General features: G+C 65.5%; 11 protein-coding genes. 6 read left to right on the top strand and 5 right to left on the bottom strand.

The annotated features are described in order from the left end of the window. Positions 1-48 precede the first annotated feature (48 nt). Complete coding sequence (locus tag AZC_RS06970; protein ID WP_012169882.1) at positions 49-1,461, top strand: cytochrome ubiquinol oxidase subunit I; 1,413 nt, start codon at positions 49-51, stop codon at positions 1,459-1,461. A gap of 2 nt (positions 1,462-1,463) precedes the next feature. Continuing rightward, a complete protein-coding gene (gene cydB, locus AZC_RS06965) occupies positions 1,464-2,447 on the top strand; it encodes a cytochrome d ubiquinol oxidase subunit II (protein ID WP_043879022.1) in 984 nt (327 codons plus the stop codon). A gap of 277 nt (positions 2,448-2,724) precedes the next feature. Here the strand turns inward: cydB and AZC_RS06960 are convergent, their stop codons facing one another. The 4 genes from AZC_RS06960 to AZC_RS06945 all read right to left on the bottom strand — a co-directional run bounded on the left by AZC_RS06960 (position 2,725) and on the right by AZC_RS06945 (position 6,189). Beyond that, the gene (locus tag AZC_RS06960; RefSeq protein WP_043879021.1) at positions 2,725-3,783 is read right to left on the bottom strand and encodes a flagellin; all 1,059 of its coding nucleotides are present in this window, start codon (positions 3,781-3,783) and stop codon (positions 2,725-2,727) included. A gap of 487 nt (positions 3,784-4,270) precedes the next feature. Next, positions 4,271-4,801, bottom strand: coding sequence for a DsbA family protein (locus tag AZC_RS06955; RefSeq protein ID WP_012169879.1), 531 nt, complete (start codon positions 4,799-4,801; stop codon positions 4,271-4,273). Next, the gene (locus AZC_RS06950) at positions 4,798-5,307 is read right to left on the bottom strand and encodes a redoxin domain-containing protein (RefSeq protein WP_043879020.1); all 510 of its coding nucleotides are present in this window, start codon (positions 5,305-5,307) and stop codon (positions 4,798-4,800) included. Before AZC_RS06950 ends, AZC_RS06955 begins: the two co-directional genes overlap by 4 nt. A gap of 117 nt (positions 5,308-5,424) precedes the next feature. Beyond that, a complete protein-coding gene (locus AZC_RS06945; RefSeq protein WP_158304100.1) occupies positions 5,425-6,189 on the bottom strand; it encodes a YoaK family protein in 765 nt (254 codons plus the stop codon). A 451-nt stretch (positions 6,190-6,640) separates the two neighbouring features. On the opposite strand from AZC_RS06945, the gene AZC_RS06940 reads away from it, so the two are divergent. The 3 genes from AZC_RS06940 to AZC_RS06930 all read left to right on the top strand — a co-directional run bounded on the left by AZC_RS06940 (position 6,641) and on the right by AZC_RS06930 (position 11,037). Further along, on the top strand, positions 6,641-7,774 hold the full coding sequence (locus AZC_RS06940; RefSeq protein ID WP_043879018.1) for a cupin domain-containing protein: 1,134 nt from the start codon (positions 6,641-6,643) through the stop codon (positions 7,772-7,774). Between the two features lie 239 nt (positions 7,775-8,013). After that, on the top strand, positions 8,014-9,642 hold the full coding sequence (locus tag AZC_RS06935; protein WP_012169875.1) for a Na+/H+ antiporter: 1,629 nt from the start codon (positions 8,014-8,016) through the stop codon (positions 9,640-9,642). Between the two features lie 552 nt (positions 9,643-10,194). Next, entirely contained in the window at positions 10,195-11,037 is an 843-nt protein-coding gene (locus AZC_RS06930; RefSeq protein WP_012169874.1) for an alpha/beta fold hydrolase, read from the top strand. Between the two features lie 72 nt (positions 11,038-11,109). On the opposite strand, the gene AZC_RS06925 is transcribed toward AZC_RS06930, so the two are convergent. Continuing rightward, positions 11,110-12,000, bottom strand: coding sequence for a helix-turn-helix domain-containing protein (locus tag AZC_RS06925; RefSeq protein WP_043879016.1), 891 nt, complete (start codon positions 11,998-12,000; stop codon positions 11,110-11,112). Positions 12,001-12,215: 215 nt separating this feature from the next. Between AZC_RS06925 and AZC_RS06920 the strand changes: the two genes are divergently transcribed. Continuing rightward, complete coding sequence (locus tag AZC_RS06920) at positions 12,216-17,369, top strand: trifunctional serine/threonine-protein kinase/ATP-binding protein/sensor histidine kinase (protein WP_081433927.1); 5,154 nt, start codon at positions 12,216-12,218, stop codon at positions 17,367-17,369. Positions 17,370-17,396: the final 27 nt, after the last annotated feature.

Raw genomic sequence — 17,396 nt, 5'->3', positions numbered from 1 at the left:
TCGCATCGCCCCTGCTCGTGCCGGTTCCTCAGAACGCGGGATACTCCCATGGAACTCACCCCCCTTCTGCTGTCGCGAATCCAGTTCGCGTTCACAATCTCCTTCCACATCATCTTTCCGGCCTTCACCATCGGTCTTGCAGCATGGCTCACCTTTCTGGAGGCGTGCCATCTCTTCACCGGCGAGCGCATCTATCGCCGGCTGTCGGATTTCTGGCTGAAGATCTTCGCCGTGGCCTTCGGCCTCGGCGTGGTCTCCGGCATCGTCATGGCCTTCCAGTTCGGAACCAACTGGAGCGAGCTCTCGCGCCGCACCGGCCCGATCCAGGGACCGCTGCTGGGCTATGAGAGCTTCACCGCCTTTGCGCTCGAGGCGGCGTTCTTCGGCGTGCTGATGTTCGGACGGGACCGGGTGCCACGCTGGGCCTATCTCGGCGCCTGCCTGATGGTGTCGCTCGGCACCAGCCTGTCGGCCTTCTGGATCATGGTGAACAACAGCTGGATGCAGTACCCGACCGGCTTCAGCCTGACGCCGGACGGCGTCTTCGTGCCCACGGACTGGTCCGCCATCATCTTCAATCAGGCCGTCTGGACACGCTTCCCGCACATGATCATCGCGGCCTATGTGACATCCGCCTTCTGCGTGGCCGCCACGGGCGCGTGGTACATGCTCCGCGGCACGGCCGTGCAGGAGGGCCGCGCGATGGCGGTCATGGGCCTGCGGCTGGCGGCCATCCTGGTGCCCGTCCAGCTCGGGTTCGGCCATCTCGTGGGCGATTTCGTCCACGACAAGCAGCCCGCGAAGTTCGCGGCCATCGAGGGACGCTGGAACGATCAGCAGCCGGCGAGCGAAATTCTCGTCGCCTGGCCGGACTCCGAGAATGAGCGCAATCTCTTCGAGATCTCCGTGCCTTATCTCGGCAGCGTGATCGGCTCCATGAGCCTCACATCGAAGGAACTGGGCATCAAAAGCTTCGCGCCGCAGGATCGCCCGCCCGTCGCCATCCCGTTCTTCGCGTTCCGGATCATGGTCGGCTGCGGCCTCGTGATGCTGGCGCTCGCCTGGATCGGATCGTGGCTCAGCTTCAGCGAGCGCCTGCTCAAGGCGCGGCTCTTCCTCGTCGCGACATTCTTGTCGTTTCCGCTTGGGTTCATCGCGACCCTGACCGGGTGGTTCACCGCAGAGGTCGGCCGGCAGCCCTGGGTGGTCTATGGCCAGCTTCGGACTGCGGAGGCCGCAACACCGTTCCTGACGTCGCAGGAGGTCGCGACAACCTTCGCCCTGGTCGCCGCCGTCTATGCGCTCATCTTCGGATTCGGCGTCCTCTACATCTACCGGCTCCTGCGGGCCGGCCCGATCCCCGCCGCCGCACTTTCACTCTACGGCACCAATCCCAAGCGCCCCCTGTCCATTCCGGGCGCCAGCCCGGGCGTTTCGGGCGCCGCCAAGACCGGAGAATGACCATGGTCGAGTTCTGGGCCTTCGTTCTGGGGATTTCCATCCTCCTGTACATCCTGCTGGATGGCTTCGATCTCGGCGTCGGAATGCTCTTTCCGTTCGCTCCCGGCGAAGCCGAGCGCCGCCGCATGCTGGGTTCGATCTCGCCCGTGTGGGACGGCAACGAAACCTGGCTGGTGGTTTCCGCCGCCACCCTGTTCGGCGCCTTTCCGGCCGTCTTTTCCATCGTCCTGTCGGCCTTCTATCTGCCGCTCTTCCTCATGCTCGCGGGACTGATTCTCCGCGGCGTGGCCTTCGAGTTCCGCTACAAGGCGACGACCTCGCGCCCGCTCTGGGACGCAGGCTTTGTGGTTGGCTCCTATGTGGCCGCCTTCGTGCAGGGCACCGCGGTCGGCGCCATCGTGCAGGGCTTGCCCATCGAGAACGGCCTCTACGCCGGCCATGCGCTGAGCTGGGCGAGCCCCTTCTCCCTGTTCTGCGGCCTCGGCCTGTGCATCGGCTATGCCTTGATGGGCAGTTGCTGGATCGCCGGAAAGTCCACCGGGCCCCTGCGCGACTTCAGCTTTCGCGTCCTGCCGGCGCTGATGGCGGCGCTGCTGGTGTTCCTGGTGGTGGTCTTCATCTGGTCGGTCGAGATCCGCCTCCAGGTCCTTCACCGCTGGATTGATCGTCCCGCGCTGCTCGTCTGCCCGCTCCTGGGCCTCGTGGCATTCGCCGGGCTGGTGCTGTCTGTTCGGCGGCGGAACGAGCGGTTCCTGTTCCTCTGTGGGGCGACGATCTTCATTGCCGCGTTCACGACACTGGCCGGATCCTTCCTGCCCTACATGCTGCCCTTCTCAATGACGATCTGGCAGGCGGCCTCCCCACCCTCCTCCCTGTCCTTCCTCTTCTGGGGGGCGGGCCTCTTCGTCCTGCCCGTGACGCTCGCCTATACGCTGATCGTCTACTTCGTCTTTCGCGGAAAGATGACCGAGGAGGGAGAATACTGAGCGGCCCCGTATCAACCACCGGCTTATGAGCAGAAAGGCGGCCGCTCCGGAATGGGGCGGCCGCCTCGTTTGGATCGCCCTATCGGGCACGGGCATTTGCCGGGCCCTCAACTGCAAAAGAAAAGGCCATGCTCCTTGCGGAGCATGGCCCGTTGGGCGCCGGCAGTTACGCGCCGGCCAGTGTGGAAAATACCCACCACACCTGTTCCCGGCCGTTGACCCTGACCCGGCGGCGGCGAGCCCGCGATTGCGGAGCCGTCAGCCGCCGGAGCGGATCTCAACGGAAGAGGGTCATGATGTTGGAGGTCGAGTTGTTCGCGATCGAGAGCGACTGCACCGCCAGCTGCTGCTGGGTCTGCAGGGCCTTCAGCTTCGTGGACTCTTCTTCCATGTTGGCATCGACCAGCGAGCCGATCGACGACGTGTTGATGTCGATCAGGGACTGGGCGAAGCTCTGCTGCGAGGTCAGGCGGGTCTGGGTGGTGCCGAGAGCCGTCGAACCGTTCTGCAGGCCGTCGATCGTGGCGGACACGATCTTCATGTAGGAAGAGAGCTTCGCCAGGTCGACGTCGCTGCTGGTGAGAGCGGAGATGTCGATGTCGGCGATGGACGCCGTGAACGCCGCGACCGTGGTCCCGCCGACGGAACCGCTGATCGAGTAGGTGGTGTCCATGAAGCCCTTGAGGTTGCCGGCGTTGGTGCCGACGGCGACGGTCAGACCGCCGGAGACAGTGGCGCTGGTGGCAACCGCAGTCACGGCCTTGTCGATCGTGGAGCTGGTGCCCGTCGCCGTACCGTTGGTCTTCGCGTCATAGACGGCGAAGGCGCCGGTATCGAGCGTGGTGGAGCCGACCGACACGACGCCGCTGGTGCGCGAGAAGTTCGCGAGCAGGCTCTTGTTGGCGTTGAAGCCCGTGGCCGAGCTGTCGACCGAGAGCCAGTTGGCGCCGTTCACCACCGCCGAGGAAGCCGCCGACTTGATGTCGGAGACGGCGTTGGCGATGTTCTTCTGCAGGGAGGTGCGATCAGCCGTGGAGGACTGGGCGCTGACGAGAGCCTGCTTGATGGTGTTCAGGCTGTTCATGATCTGGGTGACGCCGGTGTTGGTCGTCTTCACCGAGGCCAGATCGAGGTTGATGGCATCCTTCACCGCGCCGAGCGCGCCGTTGTCCGACGTCAGGGTGGTGGAGATGTTCCAGTAGGCGGCGCCGTCAGCGGCAGAATTGATCTTCTTGCCGGTGGAGACGCGGTCGTTGGTGGTGTTGAGGCTGTCGTTGATGGAGCGCAGGGTCGCGAGAGCAACGCTGGCGGCATTGTTGGTGATGATGCTGGTCATGACTGATGTCCCATCATTGGAATGAACATGATGTAGGGACATACCGGGTTCTCACCGGCATAGCAGAAGCGGCATCATGCCTTTGATCCAGAGATCCTGAGGTCGGACCTCGCCGCCCGATGAGCGGGCGATCAATCTGCTATTACGCAGAGACACTAGCGGATCGTTTCGCGGAACGCCAGACGTTCTGCACGAGAACAGCTCAAAAAATTCAAATTGCCGAATACACAACCTTTGATTGACGAAGAGCCTCAAATCTATCTGAACGACAGATGACTTAATGGTCGTTCAGAAATGACGATCAACCGGAAGAAATCTGTATTATCCTACAGCGGAGATGCGCCACTGCCGCTCTCGGCACCAAATGATACCGATTGCTGCGGCGCCCGGCGTTCCACCCACCACGCCACATGAAGCGGTGGCGGCGGGCGGCCTGAAGACCAGCCGCCTGCCCTGTCACGGACGCGCAGCGAGCGCTGGAGTCGAGCTACACGCGCGTCGTCGCCGCCCGGCTGAGCACGGAGATAAGGCTTTCCGGTTCCGGCGGCCCTTCATAGAGTTGGCCATTGATGAACAGGCTCGGCGTGCCGTTCACGCCGCCCCGCACGCCGCCGAGGAAGTCCCGCTGGATCTTCTCGTCGTGACGCCCTTCGAACGCGGCCGCCAGGATGGCCCGGTCGATCCCCAATTGATCAGCGTAGGCCTCAAGGTGGCGGTCGCCGAGGGCATCCTGATTCTCGTAGAGCATGTCGTGCGCTTCCCAGAACAGGCCCGCTTCGGCGGCGGCCTCGGCGAACTGGGCGGCACGCAGAGCATGAGCGTGCACTTCGACGAGCGGGAAGTTCCGGAACACGAAGCGAAGGTCCGCGCCCATGGCCCGCTGCACGGCCTTGAGGACCGGATAGGCCTCGCCACAATAGGGGCATTGGTAATCGCCATATTCGACCAGCGTGACGGAGAAGCTGGGAGTGCCGAGAATATGGTCGTCGGCCGCCAGCGAGGGGATGGGCCGGCTCATGACACCGCTCCTTCCGTGCGAACGCTCAGCTTCTCCAGCGCCTCGAGAATTCCGTCCGCGCCAGGATTGATGCCGAGCGGCGACACGTAGGACCAGCGGATGACACCCTCGGCATCGATCACGAACAGCGCGCGGTCTGCAACGCCGTCCTGTACACGATACACGCCATAGCGTCGGGCGACCTCGCCCTTCGGCTCGAAGTCGGCCAGCAGCGGGAAATGCAGCTTGCGTTCGGCCGCAAAGGCCGCATGGCACCAGACACCATCCGCGGAAATGCCGACGAGTTGAGCGCCCAGACGATGGAACTCCGGCAGAACCGCGTTGAGCAGGCTCATCTCATCGCCGCAGACCGGGCTCCAGTCCGCCGGATAGAAGGCGAGAATGACCGGGTGGCCCCTCATCTCGGAGAGGGACAAGGTCTGGTCCGGCGTCGCGGAAAGGGTGAAATCTGGCGCCTGCACGCCAGCCGGTAAGGCCCCGGTTGGGGGGACGGACTGCTCTGTCATTGTGCCGCTCCTTGTCGCGACAATGCTCCGGCTCCGGTCGAGGCGGCGCATTGACACCCGCATTGTCGAAGCGATGCCGGCGGCGGTGAATTGGCTCTTGGCGTATCGCGGCCATACCTAGGTTTGGACGGGCGAAGCAGATCCGCTCCGCTTTCGATCTGCGGCTCGCGCCATCAGGAGCATGACGGCGATCAGGGCCACCGCTGCGCCAAGGCATGGGGTAAATCCCAGCCGGCGAACCACCAGGGCCCCCGTCGCGGCACCAGCGATGAAAGCCAACCAGTTCAGCAGCGACATCAGGGCGCCGGCCAGCGTCGCCCGCCCCTCCGGCACACGTGCAAGCGACTGACCGAGGCGGAACAGCATGCCGGTGACAAACCCCTTGCCGACATCCACACCGCCCACCGCCTGATGCAGAACGTTCTGAAGGCCCATGGTGAGCGCGACACTCATCAGACAGATGAGCGACCAGGAGGCGAGCGAAGCACCGAGGGCCATGACCATCAATGCAACTTCAAGGGCAAGCACTCGCGGGGCGAGACCCGAGCTGGCGTGATCCGCGATTCTGGTGCCGGCGGCTGCGCCCGCGACGAAGGCGCCCACCACACCGAGGATGACCAACATGTCCGGAACGGCCCCATCCGCGAGCGTCATGCCCAGATGGGTGCTGTTTCCGCTCATGAAGGACACATAGAGGTGATCGAACCGGACATAGGCCGCGGCATCGAGGAAGCCGGCGAGACCCGTGAGCGTCAGGGCGAAGGTCAAGGGATGACGCGGTGTCGCGCGATCGAGGCCGGCGTCGCTGCGAACCGGCGTGACCGGCATTCCGGCTCCGGCCTGTGACAGCGCCGTTGTCTGAGGAGAGATGTTCGACGTCATGTCCGTCATCCGAGCCTTACGTAGCCAGAGGATACGCATCCGGCGGCCACGCCCCCTGACACAGATTCGGACAGTTCGCTGGTGACCGGATGCACATTCTGATGCCGCGGATCCGCTTCTGTGCGCCCCATCGCGGAGCGAAGATCAGCGGGCACGAACCTCATGACGGTCGCACCCGGCGAGGGCCGTCGCCATCATACGGAAGGCGAACCGGCCCCGGACCGGCCCTCACACCGGCATACGAGCGTATGCCTTGGCTATATGGGCATCCATCTGGGAAGCCCGCTGCACTCCGGTCATTGTTCGACTGCTTAGGGCGATCCTGGCGCAGATGGGGCATCGCCGCATCCGGCCATTCGCGGCTGCGTCCCTGCGCCACAACACGGCGGGGCACGATCGGCCCTGCACGGGCCGCCGCCCACCACACCAGTCGATTGGCAAGGAGTTCCCGATGACAATCCTGAAGCAGCCCATCGTCGGCACCATGGGCGCCGATATCGTCGGCCCCCGCAACCCGCAGGTCGAAGCCCAGAACCCGGACATCCTCATCCCGCCCCTCACCGACCACGGGGGCATCCCGAACCTCAAGTTCCCCTTCGCCATGGCGCACAACCGCCTGGAGGATGGCGGCTGGGCCCGCGAGGTCACGCAGCGCGAGCTCGGCACGCTGAAGGAACTCGCCATGGTCAACATGCGCCTGCCGCCCGGCGTGGTGCGCGAGTTGCACTGGCACAAGGAAGCCGAATGGGCCTACGTGCTCAACGGCCGGGTGCGCTTCTATCTCGTCGATGACCAGCGCCAGACGCTGGTCGAGGACCTCGGTCCCGGCGACCTGTGGCTGGCGCCCGCAGGCTTCCCGCATGCCATCCAGGGCCTTGAGGAAGGGACGGAATTCGTCCTCGTCTTCAACGACGGCAACTTCTCCGAGAACCAGACGCTTCTGGTCACGGAGCTGTTCGCCCATACTCCGAGGGACGTTCTGGCCAAGAACTTCGGCGTTCCCGTGGAAGCCTTCGACGGCATCCCGGGGCACGAAAAGTACATCTTCCGTCAGCCCGTGCCGCCGCCGCTCGAGGACGTGCGCAAGTCGCTGGGCGCCGCGACCTTCACGGACAGATATGTCTTCCGCGCCTCGCAGATCGCCGCGACTCCGTTCCCCGGCGGCGCCACCAAGGTGGTGGATTCCAAGAGCTTCGCCGTCACCAACCTCGCGGCGCTGTTCATCGATCTGGAACCCGGCGGCATGCGCGAGATCCACTGGCATCCGGACGCGGACGAGATCCAGTATTACATCAGCGGCAAGACGCGCATGACCGTGTTCGATGCGGTGGCCAATGCCCGCACCTTCGATTTCGTGCCGGGCGATGTGGGCTACGTGCCCAAGACGCTGGCACATTATATCGAGAACATCGGCGATGAGCCGGTACGCGTGCTCAACGTCTTCCACACCGGCGAGTATAAGGACGTCTCGCTCAACAACTGGCTGGCGCTGACGCCGCGCCATCTCGTCGAGGGCCATCTCGACGTGGGTGATCCGCTCCTGTCGTCGCTCCGGGCGACCCGCCAAGCGGTTGTAAAGGGCTGAACCGGCAGCAAAGGGATGCGCGGGAAAGCCGCGCATCCCGAGAGTGGCCGAATGGCCGGATGTCGCCGCGCCTGAAGGCCGCGTTCTGATCGTCCTCCGCTGCCACAGATCGGACCAAGGTCCGGCGCACAGGTGGGCGGGCTTCACATGGCCAACCTCCATGGATCTCCGGCGTCCATTTCTGACAGCTCACGTTAGGGCAGCGGTGCACGTCCGGCCATCAGGCACACGGCACAATCATGGCGACACTCAATCTCGTTCTCATCCTGGTCATCGCAGTGGTGATGAGCAGCTGGATCAGCCGGCTGCTGCCGCGCGTGGCACCGCCCCTGGTGCAGATTGCCCTGGGTGCTGCCATGGGTCGCCTCGGGATCGATGCCGTCAGCATCAATCCGGACCTGTTCTTCGTGCTCTTCCTGCCACCGCTGCTCTTCGTGGACGGTTGGCGGTTTTCCGGTCACGAGCTCATATCGCGAGCCGGCCCGATCGCTTCGCTGGCCGTGGGGCTCGTGCTGGTGACCGTGCTCTGTGTCGGACCCGGCCTGCACGCGCTCATTCCGCACATGCCGCTCGTCGCGACACTGGCGCTGGTGGCCGTGCTCTCCCCCACCGACGCCATCGCCGGAACGTCCCTGCTGAAGCGGGCGCCGTTGTCCCGCCGTGCCGGCCGGATCATCGAAGGCGAGGCGCTCCTCAACGACGCCTCGGCGCTCATCTGTCTGCATTATGTCGTCGTCCTTGGGTCGACGGCCACTCCCTCCGGCCCTTTCATCCTGGGAGAAATGATCTGGATCGGCGCCGGCGGGCTGGCGATCGGCGCTGGCGTCGGCGTGATGATCCTGATGCTCAAGAATGCGATCCTGGCGCGCCTTGGAGAAACCACGGCAACGCAGATCCTCATCAGCCTGCTGTTCCCCTATGCGGCCTATCACGCAGCCGTCGCACTCGGCGCTTCCGGCATCCTCGCAGCCGTCGCGGCTGGCGTCGCCATGGGGCGGTGGGAACTGGGCGGCAACGCTCTCCCGGTCACGCGGCTCCGCCGGGCGGCCATCTGGGAGACACTGGAATTCACGCTCAACGGGGTCATTTTCGTCCTTCTGGGAGAGCAATTGCCCGGCATCGTCGAAAAGGCACTCGCGAGCACCGCGCTCGGGGGGCACCTGCCCGTCCTTCGGCTGGGGCTCTATATCGCCGCGGCCGCGACGGCGCTGACGCTGGTGCGTCTGCTGTGGGTGGGCGCCATGGTGGCCTGGCACGAGCGGCAGCAACGGGACGCGGTCGGCACGAAAGTGCGCGTGCTGAAGGTCCTCGCGATGACATTCTCCGGCGTGCGCGGAGCGGTCACGCTCGCCGCCGCGCTTGCTCTGCCCATGACACTGCCCGGCGGCCTCCCCTTCCCCGCGCGCGACCTTGTCATCGCCATTGCCGCTGGTGTTATCCTGACCTCGCTCATCGTCGCAAACATCGCACTGCCCCTGCTCGCGGGGCAGCTAGCGGCGGCAGCCGAGGACGAGGACGCCGAACAGCAAGCGGCACGGCTGCGCACGGCACAGGCCGCGATCGCCGCAGTGGAGCGGATGGCGCTCGAACAGGGCGACGAAGCGAACGGCGAACCGCTGCTCTGGCAGGAGGCGTCCGCCGCGGTCCTGTCGTCCTATCGCCGGCAGGTGGAGCGGCTGAGCGCATCGGACAGCGACCGGAGCGCCGCAGAGCTGCGCGGCACCGCCGAACGGCGTCTGCGGCTGGCCGGCCTTCACGCACAGCGGGCCGAGATCGCGGTGATGGTGGCCGAGCATCTCATCGACAATGAAGCCGCGCGCCGCCTGCTGCTGGAGCTGGATGGCCAGGAAGCCTGGCTGGCGAGCTGAACGCAGGCGCCATTGCCTTCGGAGGAAGCGGCACGGCGGACACTGATCTCACCCCTTACCTTGTGTAATGCAAATGCATTTCGCGGGCCGCAAGGTCCGTTGCCGCCTCCGGACTCCAAGTCCGTTGTCTCCCACCACTTTTGGATGAGACGATCGGATCGTCATGACGTCTGAACCGGCACCTTGCACATTGTTTTTCTGTGCAAACGGGACGGCACGTAACCGGATTGAAGACCTAAACCTACGTATACGGGGGTGATATGCCCGTACAATTTTCCGCCCACGCCGCCCTGTCTAGCTTGATCAGGTAAGCAATGGCAGCAGGACATCACGGCCATGGGCATGTTCCCAACCCCTCCCGGACGCGCAGACGAGTCGAACATTCATTCCGGTGGGCCGGTCGCGGTTCAGACGGAGCGCCTTCAGATGAACCGCCGCGAGCTGGTCGGCATGGCCGCCGGCCTTGCGGCGACCACGATGTTCTCGGCAAGCGCCATCGCAAGCACCGTCACTGCCAATTCCGGCGCGACGAAGACCAATGGAGAGACTCGGATGAGCAGCGGCTTTGTGAAGACGGCCGACGGGACGGAAATCTTCTTCAAGGACTGGGGTCCGAAGGATGCCCAGCCGATCCATTTCCATCATGGCTGGCCGCTCTCGGCGGATGACTGGGATGCGCAGCTCCTGTTCTTCCTCTCCAAGGGCTACCGCGTGGTGGCGCATGACCGTCGCGGCCATGGCCGTTCCACCCAGGTCGACACCGGCAACACCATCGACCGCTATGCGGCCGACGCCTCTGCGGTGGTCGAGCATCTGAACCTGCGGAACGTCGTCCACATCGGCCATTCCACCGGTGGCGGCGAGGTCGCGCGCTATGTGGCCAAGTTCGGCCAGCCGCAGGGCCGGGTCGCCAAGGCGGTTCTCGTCGCCGCCATCCCCCCGCTGATGCTCAAGACGCCCAACAATCCCGAAGGCACGCCGCTCTCGGTGTTCGACGGCTTCCGCAGCGCGCTCGCCGCCAATCGCTCGCAGTTCTACATGGACGTGGCTTCGGGCCCGTTCTACGGCTTCAACCGTCCCGACGCCAAGGTCTCGCAGGGCGTGATCCTGAACTGGTGGCGCCAGGGCATGATGGGCGGCGCCGTCGCCCAGTATGAAGGCATCAAGGCCTTCTCCGAGACCGACCAGACCGACGATCTCAAGGCCATCACCGTCCCGACCCTGGTCCTGCAGGGCGACGACGATCAGGTGGTGCCCTACAAGGACGCGGCGCTGCTCCAGGCGAAGCTGATCAAGAACAGCACCCTGAAGATCTATCCCGGCTTCCCGCACGGGATGCTGACGACGCACGCCGACGTTATCAATCCGGACCTCCTCGCCTTCGTGAAGGGCTGAGGCCGGCGGGCGGCGGATCATTTCCCCCCGGTGGTCCGCCGCCCCTTTTTCAATGCCGAGAGCGCTGCCGTTCTAGCCGGCCGCCTTCCGCCGATATTCGCCGGGCGACATACCAACGTGGCGCCGGAAGGCCCGGGTGAAGGTGGACTGGGACGAAAACCGACAAGAATAAGCAATTTCCGTCAAGCTTGATTGCGTGTGAGCGAGCATCTCTTGGGCGCGCTGCAACCGAAGTGAGCTGATGAACCGATGCGGAGGGACACCCACGGCCGATCGAAACGCCCGCGCAAAATGATGGTGGCTGAGGCACGCGATGTCGGACAGGTCCGACAGCGAAATCTCGGACGCCAGATTGTCGTTTATGTAGTCGATCACCCGGCGCATCTTGGTATGCTCGACGGTCGGGCTCTGCCGGTGCGGGAGCGGGGCGTCTGCGTATTTGGCAACGAGATGGGCGGCCATGGACCGGGCAAGGCTATCCACCAGGAAGCGGCCGACCGACGTCTCCTCTTCCAGTTCAGCGCTGATCCGGTAGCCCACCTGCCTCAGGAAGTCGTCGTCGATGTCCGCGCGGTAGGAGATGGTCTCCGGCGAGACGGCACGCGACACTGAAGCCGATATATCCCTGAATATCTCATGCCCAATGTACATGTGCAGAATGCTGCCGAGATCCTGGGTAATGCGGATCGAATCCTCGACCACGCCGATCGGGCACAGCCAGAGCGTCCCCGCGCGGGCCGCTGTATCCTGGAATTCACCGTTTCCCCGGCGCTCCACGCGCCCGGCATCCGATCCGCGCAAGGCGAGCGTGACCTCCATCTGCTGCGGAACAGGAGGCGGAATCTCCCCGGCCGGATGGTTTCGGATCTCGGCGGCCATGCCCGTCCAGTTCCGCCGCGCGGAACTCGCCAGCACCTCGCCCCTCGGGAATTTGATGCGGCCAAACTCGTGCACACCCGCCATGTTCGACTCCTCGATCTGCAGGGCACCAGCTCGCCTGGCCATTCATTGTGGGGCCTGAGACTTCGCCGGGCAAGGATGTCAATTCAGGCAAAGACAATGCCAGTCCGGGCAAAGACGCCGCCCGGCGGTACGGGGCACACTCCCCCCAAATCATCGGCAGACCCTTGCGCGCCATTGCGGCACGCAGGACACACGAAGCTCAGTGAGTGGCGACCATGAACTCGCGAAGTCATGTGCCTGGCGTCTCGCTCCAGGGCATCGTGCCGGCACCCCAGGCATCCTATTTCCTGAGCAACGAGCTGGCGAGCCGACTTGAGAAGAAGGCCACGGACTGGTGGTCCGAGCTGACTGTCACCTCCCGCACGTCGGAGGCAGGCATCGACCATGTTCACGTTACGGACGCCGCCGGGCGGGACTGGCGCATCCTGCTGGCGGACTGGAACACGCCGCAGGCCTATCAGCTCCAGGTGGATGCCACCCTCTCCCTCACGCTGGGCGAGGAACTGGCGGAAGTGCCGGCCTTCATTGGAGAGCAGGAGCGCCTCGCGCTCGCTTATGCGCCCCGTAGGGCAGAGCCCCTCGCCGAACGGCCAACGGGAACAGCCGACGTCCCCGCCTTCCTAGACCTCGCCCTCGCCGCGACCTCAACCTTGATGCAGGTGCATGAAGCGGGTGTGATCCATGGCGGCCTCTCGCCCGCCCGTCTGCTTGTGGCGCCCGATGGCAAGGTGCGTCTGACGGGATTTGCGTGGCTCTCGGCGGCCGAGGCGGGCGCGGCTACCGATCTGCGCACCTCAGGCCCGGAGATGGCCTATGCGGCGCCGGAGCTGATCCGGACCGACCCCTCCCCCGTGGATGCCCGGACCGATCTCTATGCGCTGGGGGTCGTGCTCTACGAATATCTCGTCGGTACACTTCCCATCACCGCCGCCAGTCTGCCGGGCTGGCTCCACGCCCATGTCGCCATGGAGGCCCCGTCCGCCCGTCTGGCACGGCCGGACATCCCGGCCATCATCGACCGGATCCTGCTCAAGCTCATCAGCAAGGATCCCAAGCAGCGCTACCAGACGGCGCGGGCACTCCATGCGGATTTCCAGCGTGTTGCAAAGACCATCGCTGCAACGGGGCACGCCGAGGATTTCGTGCTCGCGCGCGGCGAATTCGCAGAGCCGCCAAAGGCGTCCGAGCATCTCGTCGGCCGGCGGCGTGAACTGAGGACGCTCACCGATCTCTATGCGGCCTTCCGGACCGCATCCCACCAGAGGATCGTGCTGGTGTCAGGAGAACCGGGCGCCGGCAAATCGACGCTTGTGCAGGCCCTTCTGACCACCCTCGACGACACGAGTGTGCTCCGCGCCTCCGGCAAGGGCGTGCAGATTCGCCAGGGCACGCCGTTCGCCCCCATCGCGCAGGCGCTGCGCACCGCGCTGGCCCAATTGATGGGCGGTGACGAACGCGCGCTGGAGGATGCGCGCCGGCGCCTGTCCGCCGTCACGGGAAGCGGGCGGGCGCTGGCGGAGCTGGTCCCGGACCTCGCCATCCTTCCCTCCGAACCACAGGCCCTGGCCGATGTGCCGGCCCACCTCGCACAGACGCGCGCCGCCCGGATCATCGCGGAGACCTTCGCCGCGCTCGCCTCGGAAGCGTCACCTCTCGTGCTGTTTCTCGACGACCTGCAATGGTTCGATCACGCGAGCCTCAATGTCGTCCGGCAGATGTGCAGCGATACCCCGGCGCACGTCTTTCTCATCGGCAGCTTCCGCACCGAGGCCGAGAACCGCAAGACGGTAAGAGAGTTGCTGGAGACCGCCAGAAGCTCGCCGGCCTTCGCGCAGGAGCTCAATCTTGAGCCGCTCCTGGAGCGCGACACGACGGAACTGGTCGCCTTCATCCTGAAGAGCAAACCGGAGGATGTACGGCCGCTCTCGCTGCGGGTTCATAGCGAGACGCGCGGCAATCCCTTCTATGTCGGCCAACTCCTGCGCAGGTTGCAGGACGAGCATGTGCTCCAGTTCGACGCCGACCGGCAGCAATGGATCTGGAACGACCCTCATCGCGGCCATCCGCGCGAGATTGCGGAACTGATGCCCGAGCGCGTCAACGCCCTGCCCGCGCCGCAACGCAGCTTTCTGCAGCGGTGCGCGAGCCTCGGCGGGCGCTGCTCGGTGCTGTTCGCGGCGCAGCTCTCCGGGGCCAGCGTCGCGGAAACCGTTCGCGCAGCCAATGCGCTGGTGGCGGCGGGCCTCCTCGCGCGCGCAGGCGCCGACTTCGCCATTGCCCATGACCGCGTGCTGGAGGCGGCCTATGCGACGATGTCGTCCGTCCAGAGGGCCCGCAAGCATCTCGGCAACGCCCGCGCGCTGTCCGCAAGCCATCCCGATCCCGATCCGGATGTGGCGTTCGACATCGCCGCGCAGATCGAGCATTGCGATCCGAACGATCTCGCTCCCGACGAACGTCCGCGCTTTGCGCAGGCCCTGCTGCTGGCGGCACGCACCTGCCGCTCCGCCGGCGAGGCCCATCGGGCGCTGCATTTCATGGAGCTGATCCGGCGCATTCTGGTGGCCGCCGATGGCGACAGTCTCGCCGCACTGGCGTTCGCCACCGAATGGCTGCAATGCGACTGCCTGCTCGCGCTCGGCCGCGTGGACGAAGCGCTCGCGGGCATGGATGCCCTGGCTCGGCTCAGCCCTGATCCCATCAGCACGGCCGATGTCTATCGCCTGAAGGCCTTCGCGCTCACAGTGAAGAACGCCTACACCCTTGCCATCGAGGCCGCGCTCGCGGGCCTCAGGGCACTCGATCTGGAGCTCGACCCCGCACCGGGACGCCCGGATCTGGACGCCGCCTACGCGGCCTGCCAAACGAGACTCGACGCCCTCGGCATGGATGAACTGATCGCGCTTCCCGAAATGACCGATCGGCGGGCGCGTTCCACCTTGGCGCTGCTCTCGACCCTGATCTCCTCCTTCTTCGTCAAGGGTGAGTTACGGCTTCTCCATGTCATCAAGATCATGGAGCTCACCCTCGCCCACGGCAGCGCGCCGGAATCAGCCTACGGACTGGCGTGGTTCGGCGTCCTCAGCGCCCATTATTTCGGTGCCTACGAGCAGGGCGTCGCTTATGCCACCGCCGCCTGCACGCTCGCCCGGCGCGACGGGTACGAAGCGCAGCGGACGGCCGCACTCATCGCGCTCGATCAGGTCAGCGTGTGGACGCAGCCCATGCGCACGGCCCTCAGCCATGCCCGCGAAGGCGCGCGGGTCGGTCAGGCGGCCGGCGACCTCGGCATGACCTGCTATGCCCGCAACCACATCGCGTCGGATATGCTGGTCATCGGCACGCGGCTCGACCGGGTCTGCTCGGAGCTGATGGACAGCATCTCCATGACCCGCGACATCGGCTACAGGGATATCGAGCTGATCCTGATCGCGCAGCTCAACCTCGCCGAAGCGCTGAGTGCCGGGGAAGCGGCCGAAACCACCACGCACGCTGAGCTCCTCCAGTCCTCCGTCGCCACCCAGTTCTGGGTGAAGCATTATGACGGGCTGCAAGCCTTCTTCCTGGGCGAGATGGAAGCGGCGACCGGCCGTCTGGAGGAAGCGGAAGCCATGGCATGGGCGGCGCCGGCCCATATCGACACGGCCAACAACAGCTTCTTCCTGGCTCTCGCCCACGCGCAATGGCAGGAACCCGAGCGGATGGCGGCGGTCCGCCTTGAACGGATGGCCGCGGCGCGGGAGCGTTTCAGGTCGTGGGCCAGGCTCAATCCCGAGACCTTTTCCCCCAAGCATCTCCTCCTCGAAGCGGAAGCGGCTCGCCTGGAGGATCGGCGCGGCGAGGCCATGGCCCTGTACGAGCGCGCCGCCGCTGCCGCCGCGACCGCGAACTTCATCCACGACCAGGCGCTTGCCCAGGAACTTGCAGGCCATTTCTACCGCGGGCTCGACCTCTCTGCGCCGGCGCAGGGGTGCTTCCAGGCGGCTGTTCGTGGCTATCGGGAATGGGGCGCACAGGCCAAGGCGGCGCGGCTTGCGGAACATCTCACCGTGCCCTCCGGCATCGACGGACCGGTAACCGCGCCCAAGGGGATTCAGCAGGAGCTGGACCTCACGGTGATGACGGCGGCCTCGCAGACGCTGGCGGAAGAAGTCGGCCTCGAGCAGGTCATCCGGACGCTGATGAAGAGCATGCTCATCCATGCCGGCGCGCAGTTCGGCCTGCTGCTCCTCCTGCGCCAGGGCGAGCCGGTCGTGGAGGCGGTGGCGCGGGTCAGATCCCAAGACATCTGCATCGAGCTCCAACCCGCCGCAAAGCCGGAGGAGCTGATGCCAGCTTCCGTGCTGAAGACGGTGATGCGGACGGCGCGGCCCATCACCCTCGCCGATGCCGCCATGGAGGCCGCCCAGCGCGGCCTGTCCATGGGCGGGCGCAGCATCCGCTCCCTCGCCTGCATTCCGCTGATCAAGCGCGGCGAGCTCATCGGCATGCTCCATCTGGAGAATGCCCTGAGCGCGGACGTCTTCACGCCCCGCCGGATGGCGATGCTCGAGGTTCTGGCGCCGCAAGCCGCCATATCGCTCGACGCCGCGCGGCTCTATGGCGACCTCATGGATGAGAACCTGCGCCGCGCGCAGGCGGAATTCGAACTGCGCGAAGCGCGCAGCGAACTCGCCCAGGCAAACCAGCTCACCGCCATGGGCAGTTTCGCCACCTCCATCGCCCATGAGATCAACCAGCCGCTCGCGACCCTTGTCGCCCACGCGGAGGCGGGCCTGCGCTGGCTCAATCGGCCTGAGCCCGATCTCGGCGAGGTGACGAAGAGCCTCCAGAGCATCAGCCAGGCCGGGCGGCGCGCCGCCGACATCATCACCGCGTTGCGCGCGCTGGTGAAGCAGGCCCCGGCGCCGCTGACCCTCGTGACTATCGAGGACGTTCTGGACGAGGTGCTGAAGATCGTCTGCGCGGACCTGAAGACGAACGGCATCCAGCTAAGCCTTGCCCTCAGCACCGAACGCCATGCGATCCTGGTGAACAACATCCAGCTCCAGCAGGTGCTGTTCAATCTGATCACCAATGCCGTTCAGGCGATGGCGAATGCGGCGACGCCCGAGCGGCACCTGCGCATCAGCACCGCCATTGTCCAGGACAACGTGGAGGTGACCATCGAGGACACCGGCTGCGGCATGTCACAGGAGGTCATCGCCCGCATCTTCCAGCCCTTCTTCACCACCAAGACCACCGGCATGGGGGTGGGGCTCGCCATCTGCCGCTCCATCATGGAACGGCACGGGGGCACGCTGGAGGCCCGTTCCATCGAGGGCAAGGGCAGCACGTTCTTCGTCCGTATTCCCCTCGCACCTCCGTAAGACAGGCGAGCGCCAAGGGGAAGCACA

Origin of the sequence: Azorhizobium caulinodans ORS 571, assembly GCF_000010525.1 — a bacterium.
GTDB lineage: Bacteria > Pseudomonadota > Alphaproteobacteria > Rhizobiales > Xanthobacteraceae > Azorhizobium > Azorhizobium caulinodans.
The sequence above is the reverse complement of the archived record's forward strand: the minus strand, read 5'-3'. Positions and strand labels throughout refer to the sequence as shown.